Annotated in this window: 16 protein-coding genes; 9 read left to right on the top strand and 7 right to left on the bottom strand. The window is 57.4% G+C overall.

Annotation, left to right across the window (positions count from 1 at the left end; all coding sequences use genetic code 11):
- Nucleotides 1–13: 13 nt before the first annotated feature.
- From GIW69_RS10125 to GIW69_RS10115, 3 genes are all read right to left on the bottom strand, one after another.
- Complete coding sequence (locus GIW69_RS10125) at nucleotides 14–547, bottom strand: NUDIX domain-containing protein (RefSeq protein ID WP_236482213.1); 534 nt, start codon at nucleotides 545–547, stop codon at nucleotides 14–16.
- Nucleotides 548–639: 92 nt separating this feature from the next.
- The gene (locus GIW69_RS10120) at nucleotides 640–1,491 is read right to left on the bottom strand and encodes a universal stress protein (RefSeq protein WP_236482211.1); all 852 of its coding nucleotides are present in this window, start codon (nucleotides 1,489–1,491) and stop codon (nucleotides 640–642) included.
- Between the two features lie 11 nt (nucleotides 1,492–1,502).
- A complete protein-coding gene (locus tag GIW69_RS10115) occupies nucleotides 1,503–2,990 on the bottom strand; it encodes a SulP family inorganic anion transporter (protein ID WP_083376071.1) in 1,488 nt (495 codons plus the stop codon).
- 572 nt (nucleotides 2,991–3,562) lie between these two features.
- On the opposite strand from GIW69_RS10115, the gene GIW69_RS10110 reads away from it, so the two are divergent.
- The 4 genes from GIW69_RS10110 (at nucleotide 3,563) to GIW69_RS10095 (ending at nucleotide 7,014) form a co-directional block, all read left to right on the top strand.
- Nucleotides 3,563–4,603 (top strand): DMT family transporter, encoded by a 1,041-nt coding sequence (locus GIW69_RS10110; protein WP_496570909.1) that lies wholly within the window; start codon nucleotides 3,563–3,565, stop codon nucleotides 4,601–4,603.
- Between the two features lie 226 nt (nucleotides 4,604–4,829).
- A complete protein-coding gene (locus GIW69_RS10105) occupies nucleotides 4,830–6,272 on the top strand; it encodes an ATPase domain-containing protein (RefSeq protein ID WP_236482397.1) in 1,443 nt (480 codons plus the stop codon).
- A gap of 23 nt (nucleotides 6,273–6,295) precedes the next feature.
- Nucleotides 6,296–6,658 carry a response regulator gene (locus GIW69_RS10100; protein WP_236482210.1) on the top strand — a complete coding sequence of 121 codons (363 nt, stop codon included), beginning with the start codon at nucleotides 6,296–6,298 and terminating at the stop codon, nucleotides 6,656–6,658.
- A 26-nt stretch (nucleotides 6,659–6,684) separates the two neighbouring features.
- Nucleotides 6,685–7,014, top strand: coding sequence for a hypothetical protein (locus GIW69_RS10095; RefSeq protein ID WP_236482396.1), 330 nt, complete (start codon nucleotides 6,685–6,687; stop codon nucleotides 7,012–7,014).
- 8 nt (nucleotides 7,015–7,022) lie between these two features.
- Here GIW69_RS10095 and GIW69_RS10090 read toward each other — a convergent pair whose 3' ends face one another.
- On the bottom strand, nucleotides 7,023–7,394 hold the full coding sequence (locus tag GIW69_RS10090; protein WP_236482208.1) for a PH domain-containing protein: 372 nt from the start codon (nucleotides 7,392–7,394) through the stop codon (nucleotides 7,023–7,025).
- Between the two features lie 248 nt (nucleotides 7,395–7,642).
- On the opposite strand from GIW69_RS10090, the gene GIW69_RS10085 reads away from it, so the two are divergent.
- Nucleotides 7,643–9,580, top strand: coding sequence for an alkaline phosphatase D family protein (locus GIW69_RS10085; protein ID WP_236482206.1), 1,938 nt, complete (start codon nucleotides 7,643–7,645; stop codon nucleotides 9,578–9,580).
- Nucleotides 9,581–9,658: 78 nt separating this feature from the next.
- On the top strand, nucleotides 9,659–9,895 hold the full coding sequence (locus tag GIW69_RS10080) for a Txe/YoeB family addiction module toxin (RefSeq protein WP_236482394.1): 237 nt from the start codon (nucleotides 9,659–9,661) through the stop codon (nucleotides 9,893–9,895).
- Between the two features lie 6 nt (nucleotides 9,896–9,901).
- Here the strand turns inward: GIW69_RS10080 and GIW69_RS10075 are convergent, their stop codons facing one another.
- Nucleotides 9,902–11,077, bottom strand: coding sequence for an aspartate aminotransferase family protein (locus tag GIW69_RS10075; protein ID WP_236482204.1), 1,176 nt, complete (start codon nucleotides 11,075–11,077; stop codon nucleotides 9,902–9,904).
- 102 nt (nucleotides 11,078–11,179) lie between these two features.
- Here GIW69_RS10075 and GIW69_RS10070 point away from each other — a divergent pair, with 102 nt between their 5' ends.
- Entirely contained in the window at nucleotides 11,180–12,085 is a 906-nt protein-coding gene (locus GIW69_RS10070; RefSeq protein ID WP_236482202.1) for a LysR family transcriptional regulator, read from the top strand.
- Between the two features lie 13 nt (nucleotides 12,086–12,098).
- On the opposite strand, the gene msrA is transcribed toward GIW69_RS10070, so the two are convergent.
- Together msrA and msrB are read right to left on the bottom strand one after the other, a co-directional pair.
- Entirely contained in the window at nucleotides 12,099–12,806 is a 708-nt protein-coding gene (msrA, locus tag GIW69_RS10065; protein ID WP_236482200.1) for a peptide-methionine (S)-S-oxide reductase MsrA, read from the bottom strand.
- A 15-nt stretch (nucleotides 12,807–12,821) separates the two neighbouring features.
- Nucleotides 12,822–13,340 carry a peptide-methionine (R)-S-oxide reductase MsrB gene (msrB, locus tag GIW69_RS10060; protein ID WP_236482198.1) on the bottom strand — a complete coding sequence of 173 codons (519 nt, stop codon included), beginning with the start codon at nucleotides 13,338–13,340 and terminating at the stop codon, nucleotides 12,822–12,824.
- Nucleotides 13,341–13,493: 153 nt separating this feature from the next.
- Here msrB and GIW69_RS10055 point away from each other — a divergent pair, with 153 nt between their 5' ends.
- Both GIW69_RS10055 and GIW69_RS10050 read left to right on the top strand, forming a co-directional pair.
- A complete protein-coding gene (locus GIW69_RS10055; protein ID WP_236482392.1) occupies nucleotides 13,494–14,210 on the top strand; it encodes a response regulator transcription factor in 717 nt (238 codons plus the stop codon).
- Entirely contained in the window at nucleotides 14,207–15,730 is a 1,524-nt protein-coding gene (locus tag GIW69_RS10050; RefSeq protein ID WP_236482197.1) for a sensor histidine kinase, read from the top strand. Before GIW69_RS10055 ends, GIW69_RS10050 begins: the two co-directional genes overlap by 4 nt.
- The last annotated feature ends 217 nt before the right edge of the window (nucleotides 15,731–15,947 follow it).

The following is a 15,947-nucleotide window of genomic DNA, read 5'->3' as shown; positions in this document are numbered from 1 at the left end:
CCAAATAGTCAGCTCAAAGGCTGACTTGCATCAACAATTCGGAAGCGACTTTTCTCAGCATATAGGTTTCGCGCAGAATTGATTGCCCCATCGAAGACTCGTGACGCTGCATAACGGCTTCATTGTGCGTGATGGCTTCATGCAGGTTGATCCAGACAGGCCGCATACCATTAGCGATTTCGTGGCTTTCCATTCTCACGGGCTCTAGCTGGGGCGCTACTTCGCATTGATAAAAATGCGAGGTCATGTGCATCAGATCGTACTGTGGCTTCCAGTAGGGCCGGTACTCCTCAATGTAACCGTAGTGCTGGAGCACCTTTATGTCACGAGCACCAGTCTCTTCCTCAAGCTCACGCTTCAGGCCTGTGACAATGTCCTCGTCACCATCAAGGCCGCCTCCAGGAAAGCTGAAGTCGTTATAGCGCTCGGTGAACAGCAACAGGATCTGTTCATCCCGCATCACGATGCCGCGTGCTGCATGTCGACGGAATACTCTGCCCTGTTTGGATTTCAGCTCGGGGTGAACAATTTCAGTTATGAGTTGCATGTGGTCTCGTTACGGCAAAATCAGTTAGTCATCGTCCAGGGTGGCCACGGCATTTCCGCAGTTCTGGAAATACTGTGGCCAGTGGAACTGGCTCAGCGAAGCAGCAATACGGGTAAAGTGGATGTTCGTAGCATCGTCGTGGTCGTGCTGCCTACCAGAAACTGCCTGATGCGTGAGTGCCCGTACGCCCCCATGACCAAGAGGTCAATGCCGTGCTCTGCCTGATACGCAGGAAGTACCGACTCTACTTCGCCTGGGCGGATCTCGGCATGCACTAGCGGGCCAGAAGAGGCAAGTGTGGTTCGTGCTTTCTCCAGCTCGTTCTGGTTTTCTTCAGAGTCCGTACCAACCATGACGATATGAATTGGCAGGTCTTCGCACAGCGGGCTTGAAGCAAGCATCTGTACGGTCTTGTGGCCTGTAGCGCTGCCGTCAAATGCCACCATGATCGTTTCAGGTTTCCTGAAATGGCTGGTTGTAATCAGGATGGGGCGGTGGATTGTTCGGACTACCGCTTCAATCTGGCTGCCAAGACTTTGGGCACTGCGCGTGCTGTCCTCACCGACTCTTCCAATCACCAGTAATCGAATATCGTCTTGGAGATCGCTCAGGCTCTCGACGAGATGGCCATGGCGCTGCTTCAGATCAGGTGACATGGCGCCAGAGATGACTGTTCGCTCGCGAGCTTTTTCAAGCATGTGCTGCCCATGCTCCAAGGCCAGTTTTGCACGCTGCGCATCCAGCGTGGCCAACTCTTCCAGTAGATGTTCTCTGCTACCGAGACCGATATTGCCGCTGAGGTCAGCGGATGCAGGATATTTTTCCCTATCCAGCACATGGAGCAAGGTCAGGGGAGCGCTGAGTCGTTGCGAGGCCCATGCTGCGTAATCGCAGACCGCCAATGAGGATTGTGAGTTATCAATGCATGCCATTACGTGGGTCATTGTCGTTCTCCTTAGTGGCTCATGAGCTTGTCGATGGCACCGGGTTTGTCATGCACGCCGAAGCGGTCAACGATTGTTGTGCTGGCTTCATTGAGACCGAGCACTTCAACCTCAGCGCCTTCACGGCGGAACTTGATCACGACCTTATCCAGCGCTGCGACGGCGGTGATATCCCAGAAATGCGCTTGTGTGAGATCGATGGTGACTTTGTTGAGCGCTTCCTTGAAGTCAAAAACTTCAGTGAACTTGTCCGCAGAGCTAAAGAACACCTGGCCCACGACGCGGTAAGTCCGATGCGATTCCGTCTCTTCCAGAGTGCTCTTGATATCCAGGTAGTGCCCAACCTTATTGGCAAAGAACAGCGAAGCCAGCAGCACACCTACCAGTACGCCGTAGGCCAGGTTGTGAGTGGCCACGACGACCACGACGGTCGCCACCATGACGAGGTTGGTCGACAGCGGATGCTCTTTCAGATTGCGCAAGGAATCCCAGCTAAAGGTGCCGATGGACACCATAATCATCACAGCCACGAGTGCCGCCATAGGGATTTTGGAGAGCCATTCGCCAAGAAATACCACCATCAGCAGCAGGAAAACGCCGGCACACAATGTCGAGAGACGGGTGCGGCCACCAGATTTCACGTTGATGATCGACTGGCCGATCATGGCGCAACCTGCCATGCCGCCAAGCATGCCGGCAGCGATGTTGGCCACACCCTGGCCTTTGCACTCGCGGTTTTTGTTGCTGGTGGTATCGGTCAGGTCGTCGACGATGGTCGCGGTCATCATCGACTCCAGTAGGCCTACAACTGCCAGCGCAGCGGAGTAAGGAAAGATGATGCGCAGGGTTTCAAAGTTCAGCGGCACTTCAGGCCACAGAAAAATCGGCAGCGTATCCGGCAGTTGGCCCATGTCCCCCACGGTACGGATATCTAGCCCCAGATAAATGGCGATGGCAGTCAGGGTCAGGATGCACACCAGTGGTGAGGGAACCAGCTTGCCGATCTTAGGTATATACGGAAACAGGTAGATGATTCCAAGGCCCGCTGCGGTCATCGCGTAGACGTGCCAGGTCACGTTGGTCAATTCAGGTAACTGCGCCATAAAAATCAGAATCGCTAATGCGTTCACAAAACCCGTGACCACAGAGCGAGAGACGAAGCGCATCAGCGAACCTAGCTTCAGGTAACCCGCGAGGATTTGAAGTACCCCACAGAGCAACGTGGCTGCCAGCAAATACTGAAGTCCGTGCTCTTTAACCAGAGTGACCATGAGAAGTGCCATGGCGCCGGTAGCCGCCGAGATCATGCCGGGACGACCGCCGACAAAGGCAATAACAGCACAGATACAGAAGGAGGCGTAAAGTCCGACCTTTGGGTCAACGCCGGCGATGATGGAAAAGGCGATGGCTTCAGGGATCAGCGCAAGTGCGACTACGAGCCCCGCGAGCACATCTCCACGGACGTTGGAAAACCACGTTTGTCTAAGTTTTTGCAGCATAGAAAATATCCAAGGCAAAGCATCGCGCACGCCAAGGGAATGGCGAGCGAATCGATACAAATTCAAATTTTGAGGATTTTTTTGCTGTGTGCTTAAGGCGTATAACCAGGCGTACAGCAGTGCGCACCCGCGAGCGAGGCTAGCGGAAGCAGGTTGTTGCGAGGGGGCGTAGCGCTAAGGCGGCGTAGGCTGCCAGTAGATCGTTTGGAGTACAGTCATGCTGATGTTCCTGTAGCTCAAGGGGTATGCGGAGCAGAAGTATACAATGAAGCCATCGTCGATTGCGACCCGCTGCCAAGCTCCGCATGAGCTACGTCAGATATAGGCTTATTCAATGGGTATACCTGCGGGCAAGGCTTTGTTTTCCACCCGTTCTTGTCTGAGCTGGTCTGTGTGCTGAGAGGTGAGTTGGCCAGACGGTTACCCTTACACTGCTTATCAGACCGACCTGTTTCTCGGGCACAGATAAATCTTGTGGGCTTGGGGCTCCGTGTCTCTATCGCGACACGATGCGTTATCCAGCCGCGACGGGTATCGTGTTCTCTCTCGATACTCTTGCTACGGATCGGATGATGACCAGAAGTATTTTTTATGCTCTGGGTGCAGCAGCACTTTTCGGTGCCAGTACTCCTCTGGCCAAAGTGCTGGGGCTTAACATCTCCCCTGTCTTGCTCGCCGGCCTGCTGTATCTGGGAAGCGGTCTGGGCTTGACCGCGTGCAGACTCATCCGTGATCGCGGCTGGCAGCCTGCCGGATTAGGTTCATCGCAATGGCCTTGGCTTTTGGGCGCGATTGCGTTTGGCGGTGTGTTGGGGCCGGTGTTTTTGATGTTCGGTCTTACCTTAACGTCGGGCACCACGGCGTCGCTGCTGCTGAACCTTGAGGCTGTGTTGACAGCCCTGCTCGCCTGGATGGTTTTCAAGGAAAACGCTGACAAGCGGATCGTCATCGGAATGATCGCGATCGTTGCCGGAGGCGTTTTGCTGGGGTTGCCACAAACCTCGGCCGAGATGCATGGATGGGTTGGCCCGGTCGCGGTCACGATCGCGTGTCTTTGCTGGGCCATCGATAACAACCTGACCCGAAAAGTTTCAGCGTCAGATGCCTTGTTCATCGCAGGTTTCAAGGGACTGGTTGCCGGCGTCGTCAACTGCACACTGGCCTTAGCCCTTGGCATGCACCTTCCCGATTTGTCTCTGCTCGGCCCAACGCTACTGGTGGGCTTTTTGGGATATGGCGTCAGCCTGGTACTTTTCGTGCTGGCGTTGCGAGGGCTTGGAACGGCACGGACGGGGGCGTATTTCTCTACGGCGCCATTTTTGGGAGCGGCGATTTCAATCCTGTTTCTGGGCGAAGCCGTGTCCTGGGTGTTTTGGGTGGCTGCGGTACTGATGGGGATCGGTGTCTGGATCCATCTCACAGAGCGTCATTCGCACGAACATCATCACGATCCGCAGATACATGACCACCCGCACGTTCACGACGAGCACCACCAACATATACACGCGTTCGATTGGGACGGATCGCAACCTCATAGCCACGTCCATGAACACTCGCCGATAACACACAACCATCGGCACTATCCCGACATCCATCACAGACATAAACACTGAAAACGAAATTCCATAGCGGATGGTTCTGTGAATGAGACGCCCTTGGGCGCGGCAAAAAATTAAACAAATCATTCACCGCAACGCACCGAATCTATCGCGTCCCCCAATGTCACACGTTCTATCAGCAGTCACTTCCCACAGGACAGCGGATAGCCCCGGCGCTGAAATGTCGGTAGCATCCTATCCTTTGGTTAAACAACGTGTTTTTTCAGGTCAGGGTCGCATTGTGGAAAAGCTAAATCGCCTTCAGAGCGGAATCGAAGGCCTGGATGCGCTGCTGAAGGGCGGGCTGGTGTCGGGCTCTTCCTATATCATTCAGGGGCGTCCGGGGTCTGGTAAAACGATTCTCGCCAATCAGCTCGGGTTTCATCATGCCCGCAACGGCGGCCGGGTTTTGGTCGCGACGTTGTTGGCGGAATCCCATGACCGTCTCTTTCAGTTTCTATCGACCTTGAGCTTTTTCGATTCGTCCCGCGTCGGGGCGGAGATTCAGTTTGTCAGTGCGTTTGACACGCTGGAGAACGAAGGCCTGGACGAGGTGGTGAAACTGCTTCGCCGCGAGATCAGTCGCCAGAAGGCGACGGTGATGGTGGTGGACGGTTTGCTCAATGCCCGTTCCAAGGCTGATTCGCCGATCGATACCAAGAAATTCATTTCAGAGCTGCAAGGGCATGCCGCCTTCGCAGGTTGCACCGTGCTTTTTCTGACCAGCTCGCGGCTAGACGATGGCAGCCCCGAGCACACCATGGTCGATGGCGTGATCGAGATGGGCGAAGAGCTTTACGGCACGCGTTCGGTGCGACGTATCCAGTTGCGCAAGACCCGTGGCAGCGGCGCGCTGACTGGTTTGCATGAATGTGAAATCACCGATGACGGGCTGATCGTGTACCCGCGTCTGGAAAGTCTCTACAGCCGTCCTTCGGCGCCGGACAGCGCCGACATGACGCGCATTCCCAGCGGCGTCGCGTCGCTCGACAACATTCTCGGCGGCGGCCTGCACACCTCCAGCGTGACGCTGATCATGGGCCCGTCCGGGATCGGCAAGACCACGCTGGGGCTCAAGTTCTTGAGCGAGTCGACAGTCGAAGCCCCGGGCCTGCACTTCGGGTTTTACGAGAGCCCCCAGCGGTTACGCCTTAAAGGACAATCGCTGGGCATCGACATCGCCGCCATGGAAGCCAGCGGCGCGCTGACGATCGCTTGGCAAGCGACGACCGAAGGTCTGTTGGACGGGCTTGGCGCGCGCCTGCTTAACCTCGTCGAGGAAAAAGACATCAAGCGTGTGTTCATCGATAGCCTGAGCGGCATGACGCGGGTATCGACAAATCCGGCTCGGATCACTGATTTTTACAGCGCGCTGATGAACGAACTTCGCGCCAGGGGTGTGACGGTATTCGCGTCCTGGGAGATGCGCGACGTCTTCGGTTCAGAGGTCAGTTCACCGAACTCTGACCTGTCGAGTATCGTCGACAATCTGATGCTGATGCGTTTCCTTGAACATGACGCTGAACTTAAAAGGACACTTTCGATTCTCAAGGTACGGGATAGCGCATATGACCCCTCGCGATTCGAGGTGGTCATCAGCGACCACAACGTCGACCTGAAAAAGGCTTCGCGAAATGAACCCTCAGCCCACGCGGATTCTTCGCTGTCAGGTTCAACACAATAAAGTCTTAAGCGGGTTGGATTATCATGACCACCATTCTGGTAGTCGACGACGAGTATTTGATCGCTGACATTCTCGGCTATGCCCTGGAGGACGAAGGCTTCATGGTCGTGAAAGCCAGCAACGGCCGCAAAGGCCTCGAAGTATTGGACAGAGAACGTCCAGACCTGATCATCACCGACTTCATGATGCCGGTGATGGACGGTCTGGAGTTTGCCAAATCTGTACGGGCGACGCCTTCTGTGCATCAGGTACCGATTATTCTGATCAGCGGCGCGCAGGCGCACATCGGCATGCAGCGATCGGATCTGTTTGATGCCGTGCTGGAAAAGCCATTCAACATCGAACTGATCATTGCCAAAGTCAAAGAGCTGCTGGCAACTGACTAATGGATGCCAACGTTCAAGGGAACACCATGCACTCGTCACTGGAAACAGTCGCCCTTTTCTCGCTCAAGCTCGCTTACGAGGAAGAAGGTCTAAGCCCTATTTTGCGGGATGACTTTGTCATGGGCGATTATCAGAAAGACGTGTTCGAGTTGCTGGTTCGCCGCGCCGATATCGACACCATTCGCTTTAAAGTAAATGAATGCCTGGCACTGGCGCTGGATGCTTTGGGCGGCGTGGACAAACCTTTGGGGCGAGAGCTGAACAAGTTGTCAGCCGAGTTCAGTGAGGCGCAATCGCTGGAGGCACTGGATGCTCCTTTGATTGCGCTCAAGGATTACCTGAAGGATATCCAGTGAATGCGTGGCTACGACAGCAGATGCCTGGAGATGTGCCTGGAAATCTCTACCATCGAGGTCTTCCCGGTGAATTCGAACTTCACTTTCCCCAGTGAAGAGAAGTAAATCTCCAGCTCCGAATCCAGATCGAACGTGCCGGACGTTTCAACCGAATACGCGACGATGTTTTTGTAAGGCAGTGACGTGAAGTCTTTCTTGCTTCCGGTGATGCCCTGAACATTGACCGCGATGATGCGTTTGTTGGTGAACACCACGCCGTCGCGCATGGCTTTGTACGAGTCAATCACCTCTTCCCCGTCCAATAAAAGCGCGGTTACGCGTTCGGCGTATTCGTCGTTTTGCTTGAGCTTGAAGAAGCCCTTGTTGTTGAAGTCGATCATCTGTCCATCCTCTGAATAACCAAAAACATCCGTATATTTCTACAACTCAGCGATGCATTTTCAGTACGCGAATCTACGCAGGAAACCTATCCGCGCCTACCCGTTTCTTCCAGTCGACAGAGCGGAATATGCCGCTCTCATCATCTGAATGACGCTGGAAAAGACCGCGTCTTTAAGCCTCGATTAAGGGCAGGCGGCGCCGGCTGCGCTATGATCGCCGGCCAGCGCGCCAGGAGCCTTGAATCCAGATGTCTCGATCACCTGATGATGTAACCACCCTCCCCGCCGTGTTGGCCGGCCCGCTGTTGCGCAGGCTGGAGCCCTCACGGCTGGTGCTGTGGCTGGTTGCCACGCGGTCGCTGGCACTGACATTGCGTTTGCAAGGTGTCGGCGACATACCGCTGGATGCTACGAAATGCACCGTTATTCCTGTAGGCGATCACGCATTTATCCACCTCATTGACGTCGCCCTCGATACGCCCCTGCCCCTTGATACCCGCATCGACTATGACCTGCTGATTGACGGCAACCTACAGATCGCCGATTGGGCACCGCATCTGCTCTACGGCGAAGCCCTGTGCCCGAATTTCGTTGTGCGTTCGCGGATCGATCAGCTGCTGCATGGTTCCTGCCGCAAGCCGCATCATCCGGCCGCCGACGGCCTGCTCTGCGTCGACCGATTGCTCGCCGCAGAAACTGATCCGCAACAACGGCCAGCCCTGTTGATGATGAGTGGCGATCAGGTCTACGCCGACGATGTGGCCGGCCCTATGTTGCGGGCGATTCACGCATTGATCGCACGCCTGGGTCTCTTCGACGAGCACCTCGAAGGCGCCGTGGTCAGCGACAGCGCGGCCCTCTACGAGCACCCCGCCAGTTACTACCATCGCGCGGATTTGTTACCGGCGCTTGAGAGCAACGAAACCTTGCGCGATCGATTTTTCGGCGGGGCGCGCAAGCCGATTTTCACCAGCAGCAGCGCCGATAATCATTTGGTGACGTTCGCCGAAGTGATCGCGATGTACCTGCTGGTCTGGTCGCCAACGCCGTGGACGCTGATTGCGCCGCAGCCGCCGACCCTCACGCCTGAGCGTATGAAACGCTACGTGCTGGAACAGTCGCGCATCAACGCTTTCGAAGCAGGCCTCGGCGATGTTGCACGCGCTCTGGCCCATCTGCCGAGCCTGATGATTTTCGACGACCACGACATCACCGACGACTGGAATCTTTCCGCGCAATGGGAGGAAACGGCTTACGGCCATCCCTTCTCCAAACGCATCATCGGCAACGCGTTGATCGCTTACATGTTGTGCCAAGGCTGGGGCAACAACCCGGATGCTTTCGGCGCGATGCTGGAGAAAACCGGGGCATTGAGCGCCAGTGGCGACGATCATTATCTCGACAGCCCTGTTCAGGACGCCCTGATCGACGATCTGCTGCGCTTCCAGCAATGGCATTTCGTCTTGCCAAGCAGCCCGGCACTGGTGGTACTCGATACCCGAACCCGGCGCTGGCGCAGCGAATTTGCGTTGAAGCAACCCTCGGGCTTGCTCGACTGGGAAGCCTTGAGCGAGCTGCAGCAAGAACTGCTCGATCATCCGTCAGCGATCATCGTCTCACCCGCGCCGATCTTCGGTGTGAAGCTGATCGAAACCATCCAGCGCGTCTTCAGTTGGTGCGGTTTCCCATTGTTAGTGGACGCGGAAAACTGGATGGCCCATCGCGGCGCCGCGCAAGTGATCCTGAACATTTTCCGACACTCGCGTACACCGGGCAGTTACGTGATTCTGTCCGGCGATGTGCATTACTCCTTCGTGTACGAAGTGTTGATCCGACACCGCAGGGCCGGGCCACGCATCTGGCAGATCACCAGCAGCGGCATCAAGAACGAATTCCCCAAAGCCCTGCTCGAATGGTTCGACCGTCTCAACCGCTGGCTGTACTCACCACGCTCACCCCTGAACTGGCTGACCAAACGCCGCCGCATGCGCATCGTCCCGTACGTTCCGGAACACGCCGAGGCGGGTGAACGCTTGTGGAATTCAGCGGGGATCGGTCAGGTGTATTTCAATGTCGAGGGACAGCCGACGGAGATTTTTCAGCACAACGTGAAGGGGGCAGAGAAAACGCGGATGCTGGCGCCGGATCAAACCGACGAACCTTTGCCCGACAAATTCCGCAGATAAGGCCTACAGGGTATCGCAGAAACGTCTTGATGAATCTTCAAGGATACTGGGCTCAGCCGCAGTGAGCCCTTCTGCGTCATAACCACTGTGGAAGACTACTTATGGTTTCAGCAAAACGATAAGGCCGCTCTCAAACGCGCCAACCTTTTGATCAGTGCAATCCAATGCCAACCGTTTGAAGAAATTGGCAAACCCGAGCCGCTCAAGCACAACCTGAGCGGCGCATGGTCACGACGAATAACAGCCGAGCATCGGTTGGTCTATGTCATCAACGAAGCCGAGATTTGTATTATCAGTTGCAGATATCACTACTGAACAAGATCAGCGACCACTGAGAATATGCCCCACCCCCCTGACAATCATCCCCACTTCCCGCTCATCAATCGTCAGCGGCGGCATCAACCGTATGGTTTTTCCGCGTGTCACGTTGATCAGCAAGCCGTGATCCCGCGCAGCAATCAGCGTCAGATCGCGAACGGGTTGCTTGAGTTCGATGCCGATCATCAAGCCCTGTCCACGAATCGCCAGTACGTTTGGGTTATCGGCCAGTTCCGCGCGTAGCCGGCCGAGCAGGCATTCGCCCTGGACGCGGGCATTTTCCAGCAAACCTTGTTCCTCGATGATGTCCAGCACGGTGCAGCCGACCCGACAGGCCAATGGATTGCCGCCAAAGGTGCTGCCATGGCTGCCCGGCGTGAACAGACCCGCCGCCCTGCCCCGCGCCAGACACGCGCCGATGGGCACGCCGTTGCCAAGGCCTTTGGCGAGCGTCATCACATCCGGCACGATGCCTTCGTGCTGGAAAGCAAACCACTGGCCGGTGCGGCCGATGCCGGTCTGGATTTCGTCCAGCATCAGTAACCACACCTGCCGATCGCACAATTCGCGCAGCGCTTTGAGGTAACCGGGCGGCGCCAGTTGCACGCCGCTTTCGCCCTGAATCGGCTCGAGCAACACCGCAACAATCCGTTCGCCATATTTTTTCTGTACCTGATTCAACGCTGCCAAATCACCGAATGGCACTTTGATGAAATCGCCAGGCAGCTCATTGAAACCCAAGCGCACCGCCGGGCCGTCACTCGCGGACAAGGTGCCGAGGGTGCGCCCATGAAAAGCATTGGCCATGACCACAACGAGCGGCTGCTCGATGCCTTTGCGCCAGCCATACAGGCGCGCCAGTTTCAGCGCGGTTTCGTTGGCCTCCGCGCCGGAGTTGTTGAAGAACGCCCGCTCCATGTCGGACAACTGCGTAAGCCGTTGCGCCAGTCGCCGTTGCCAGTCGATGGTGTAGAGGTTGGACGTGTGCAGCAGCAATCCCGCCTGCTCGCTGATGGCCGCCACGATTCGTGGGTGGGAGTGACCGACATTGGTTACCGCTACGCCCGCCACCGCGTCGAGGTATTCGCGCCCGGCCTGATCCCACAGTCGGGTGCCGAGGCCCTTGGTAAAACTCAGGGCCAGGGGTTGATAGGTGCTCATCAGGCAAGCGGCGCTCATGTCGTCAAACTCCATTGAAGATCGGTGTTTTTCCAGTATGGTTAGCCACCTGAGCTGGATAAACACGCCATCACTTCAATCATTTAACAGCAGGGCTTGATAATGGATCTGTTTCAGGCCATGGCCGTCTACGTCAAAGTGGTCGAGGCCGGCAGCATGACGGGGGCCGCATTGCAGTGCGAAATGTCCACGACCATGGTCGGCAATCACCTGCGCTCGCTTGAGCAACGCCTTGGCGTGCAACTGCTGCAACGCACCACGCGCCGTCAACGGTTGACCGAATTCGGCAGCGTTTACTATCAGCGCTGCCTGGAAGTACTTGGACTGGTGGCTGACTCCGAACGCCTGGCCGAACAAGCCCTCGATGAGCCGCGTGGAATCTTGCGGATCACCGCACCGCTGACGTTCGGAGTCGAACGTTTGGCCCCCGCGCTAAGCGAGTTCTATCTGCAATGCCCGCACGTCAAGCTCGACGTGGCACTGACCAATCGCCGGCCGGATCTGCTGGAAAACGGTCTGGATGTCGCCTTTCGCCTGGGCAATTTTGAACAGTCCAACCTGATCGCCCGGCCGCTGATCGACTACATGCTGACCATGTGTGCGTCCCCGGCCTACGTGGCCCGGCGCGGAATGCCGAACACGCCGCAGGACTTGCAACAACACGACTGCCTGTCTTTCGCCTACCCTGCCGGCGATGACTGGCAGTCGGTAGAAAAACAATGGCGTCTGAGCGGCCCGGACGGCGAAGTCATGGTGTCGGTCAGCGGACCGATGCTGATCAACAGTTCCGCCGGATTGCATCAAGCCGCGCGCACCGGCATGGGCATCGTCATGCTGCCCGACGCGCTGGTTGAACAGGACTTGCGCGACGGCAAACTGGTGGCGGTGATGACCGACTACCTGCCACCCAGCCGCCCCATGCATCTGCTGTACGCCCAGGATCGCTACCGTCTGCCGAAATTGCGGCGCTTTGTTGAGTTCGTCTTGCAGAGATGGGGCAAGCCTTGAACGAGCACAGCCCTCATGAGCCGCTTTTCACCAGCACCGGTTTCTTCTGATAACGCGCCCCGAACAGTTGCTTCAACTGCGCGATTTTCGGCATGTCGTTGATCACGATGTAGGGATAGCTCGGATTTTCAGTCAGGAAATCCTGATGGTAGTCCTCGGCCGGATAGAACCCGTTGTAGGTTTCCAGCCTTGTGGCGATGGGTTTGTCAAAGGCATGGGCTGCGTCGAGTTGTGCGATGTAAGCCTGGGCGACCTTCTGCTGTTCGGCGTTTACCGGAAACAGCGCGGAACGATACTGCGTGCCACTGTCGGGGCCCTGACGGTTGAGTTCAGTCGGGTTGTGAGCGACCGAAAAGTAGATTTGCAGCAGGCTGCCATAACTGACCTGGCGCGGATCGAAGGTGACTTGCACCGACTCGGCGTGACCGGTGTTGCCTTCGCTCACACGCCCGTACTCTGCCGTACTCGCCGCACCTCCGGCGTAGCCGGAAACGGCATTCTGCACGCCTTTGACGTGCTGAAAGACGCCCTGCACGCCCCAGAAACATCCGCCGGCAAACACCGCGGTTTCCGTGTGGGCCTGAGTGATTTCATCCAGCGTCGGCGGGGGAATGACCACCGCGTCTTCGGCACCGCCCAAAGAGAACGCCCAACATTGACCGATGATCCCAAGCATCGCGACGCCCAACAAAACGCGGCGCCAGGTTTTGAAAGTTTTCATGCTATGCACTCCCGATCAGACCGCCACAGGTTTGAAAGTCATCGCCAGACCGTTCATGCAATAACGCAGACCGGTGGGTTTCGGCCCGTCGTCGAAAACATGACCGAGGTGACCACCGCAGCGCCGGCAATGCACCTCCTCCCGGGCCATCCCGAATGAACGATCCGTGCGGGTGGCGACCGCATGATCCAAAGGTTTCCAGAAGCTGGGCCAACCGGTGCGGCTGTCGAATTTGGTCTGCGATGAAAACAACGGCAAGTCGCAACCGGCGCAGGCGAAAGTGCCGTTGCGATGTTCATCGTTCAACGCACTGGTGTAGGCCCGCTCGGTGCCTTCCTCACGAAGGATCGCGTACTGCTCGTCACTGAGTTTCGAACGCCATTCGCTGTCGCTGTGAGTCACCTCGAATGCTTCGTCCGCGCGGGCCTCGCCGATCAGCGCGGCGTCAGTCGACAATTTTGGCAATACACCCGACACCAGCGCCGCAAGCCCCAGCCCGCCGGTCGCTACGAGAATCTGTCGCCGTGAAAACATGGCCGCCTCCAAAAATTCCAGGTGCTTGATCTGGAACACAGCCTAGGCTTGGTTTGATCGCCAAATCCTCACGGGAAGTTAACTTATTCGTGATAACTCTCGCCGAGGAAAACCCGCACAATGCGCTCATTGCGCCGCAACGGACTGAGCTTCATGGAACCGATAAAACGTGTCCTGGTGGTCGAGGACGACCAACACATCGCCGACCTCATTTGCCTGCACCTGCGTGACGAGCATTACGAGGTCGTGCACTGCCCCGACGGCGACGAAGGCATGCGCCTGTTGCAACAGGGTCAATGGGACGCCCTCATCCTCGACCTCATGCTGCCCGGTGTCGACGGCCTGGAAATCTGCCGTCGCGCCCGGGCCATGACGCGCTACACCCCGATCATCATCACCAGCGCCCGCTCCAGCGAAATGCACCGCATCGTCGGCCTGGAACTGGGCGCCGACGATTATCTGGCCAAGCCATTTTCGATGCTGGAGCTGGTGGCCCGGGTCAAGGCTCTGCTGCGCCGGGTGGATGCAATGGCGCGCAATCTGAAGATGGACGCCGGCAGCCTGAGCCTCGACGGACTGACGCTAGACCCGATCACCCGCGATGTCAGCCTCAACGGTCAACGTCTCGACCTCACGCCACGGGAGTTCGACTTGCTGCATTTTTTCGCCCGCCAACCGGGCAAGGTGTTTTCGCGCATGGATTTGCTCAATGCGGTCTGGGGCTACAGTCACGAAGGTTACGAACACACGGTCAACACACACATCAATCGATTGCGGGCGAAGATCGAAACCGACCCGGGTCAACCCTCGCGCATCCTCACGGTTTGGGGGCGCGGTTATAAATTCAGCAGTGGCGCAGAGCAGCCATGACAATGACCCTGACGCAGCGCCTGTCACTGGTGTTCGCGGTGTTGCTGCTGGTGTGCTGCGGCACGTCGGCATGGCTGCAGGTGCGCTCGACCCAGATGCATGAGCTGGAAGTGGTGCAAGGATTGTCCCGGGATCTGGCCGGACACATCGCCCATGACACCGTGCTGATGGACAGCAACGGGCTGAAACCCGATGCCGTGCGCGAGTTGTTCAGCCAGTTGATGCTGGTGAACCCGAGCGTCGAGGTGTATCTGCTGGACACTGAAGGCCGGATTGTCGGTAACGCCGCGCCCGAAGGTCGCATGCGTCGCCAGCAAGTCGATCTGGCGCCGATCCGGAGGTTGCTGGACGATGAGCCCTTGCCGATCCTCGGCGACGATCCGCGCAGCGTCGACGCCCGCAAGGTGTTCAGCGCCGCGCCGTTGCAGGTGAACGGCAAAGCCGCCGGTTACCTGTATGTGGTGTTGCTCGGTGAAGCGCACGACCGTTTTGCAGAACGCGGCGCCACCAGTGCCGCGTTGAATACGGCGCTGCTGTCGATCGCACTGGTTGCGTTGCTGTGCCTGATTGCCGGTCTCACCGCGTTCAACCTGATCACCCGGCCGTTGCGGCGGCTGACAGAAAAGGTCAGCCATTTCGACATTGATGGGGCTCCGCAACCGCCGCCTGTTTTCGAACCGGCAACTGCGGACAAAACGACCGAGCACGATGAAATCGCCGTGCTCGACAGCGCGTTCCGGCAGATGCAAACCCGCCTCGGCGAGCAGTGGCGTTCGCTGACTCGCCAGGATCAGGAACGCCGTGAACTGGTGGCAAATATCTCTCACGACCTGCGCACCCCGCTGGCGTCGCTGCATGGCTATCTGGAAACCCTGTCACTAAAGGACGCGACGCTGACCCCGGAAGAACGTCGTCGATACCTTGGCATCGCGCTCGATCAAAGCCGCAAGGTCGGCGGTCTGGCTCAGTCACTGCTGGAACTGGTGCGCCTGGAGCACGGCTTCGTGCAACCGGTGCTGGAACGCTTTTCCTTGACTGACCTGGTGCAGGACATTTTCCAGAAGTTCGAGCTCGGCGCTGAAGCCCGACGCATCGAACTCAAGGCGCATTTCGCGCCCAACCTGCCAACCGTCTGCGCCGATCTCGGCCTCATCGAACGCGTGCTGACCAATCTGGTGGACAACGCATTGCGCCATACGCCAGCGGACGGTGAAATCGCTTTCGACCTGAGCGCACAGAACAATCTGGTGGACGTGACCATCAGTGACACCGGTCCGGGGATCGCACCGGAACTGCGTGAGGGCTTGTTCCTGCGACCGTTCAATATTGGCGGCGCCCGACGTGACGGCGGACTGGGCTTGCGCATCGTCCATCGCATCCTGGAACTGCATGGGCGCGATATCCGCTTGCTGGACATGCCGGGGCGCGGCGCGACGTTCCGCTTTTCGTTACCGATAGAGCAGCAGACGGCAGAGCGATGGATCGTGCGGTCAGTGAACCTCAATACACCGGCTCAGTAATCGAGACCAAGGCAAAAACTGGCACCACCGGACCTGTTGCCCCGTGACAACATCGGCCCGCTCGCCTAAATTAGTCGGCCTGAAAAAGACCTCGTGCTTTCTCGTCTCTATTCAAGCTGAAGAAGTAGTGAAATTTCAATGTCCGATTTCAACACCGCCGAATCCGTAGTCACCCTGTCGTCCAAAGCGGAATACGAAAACTCCATCAATCTTTCAC

Source organism: Pseudomonas syringae (assembly GCF_021605415.1).
Taxonomy (GTDB): Bacteria; Pseudomonadota; Gammaproteobacteria; order Pseudomonadales; family Pseudomonadaceae; genus Aquipseudomonas; species Aquipseudomonas syringae_S.
The sequence above is the reverse complement of the archived record's forward strand: the minus strand, read 5'-3'. Positions and strand labels throughout refer to the sequence as shown.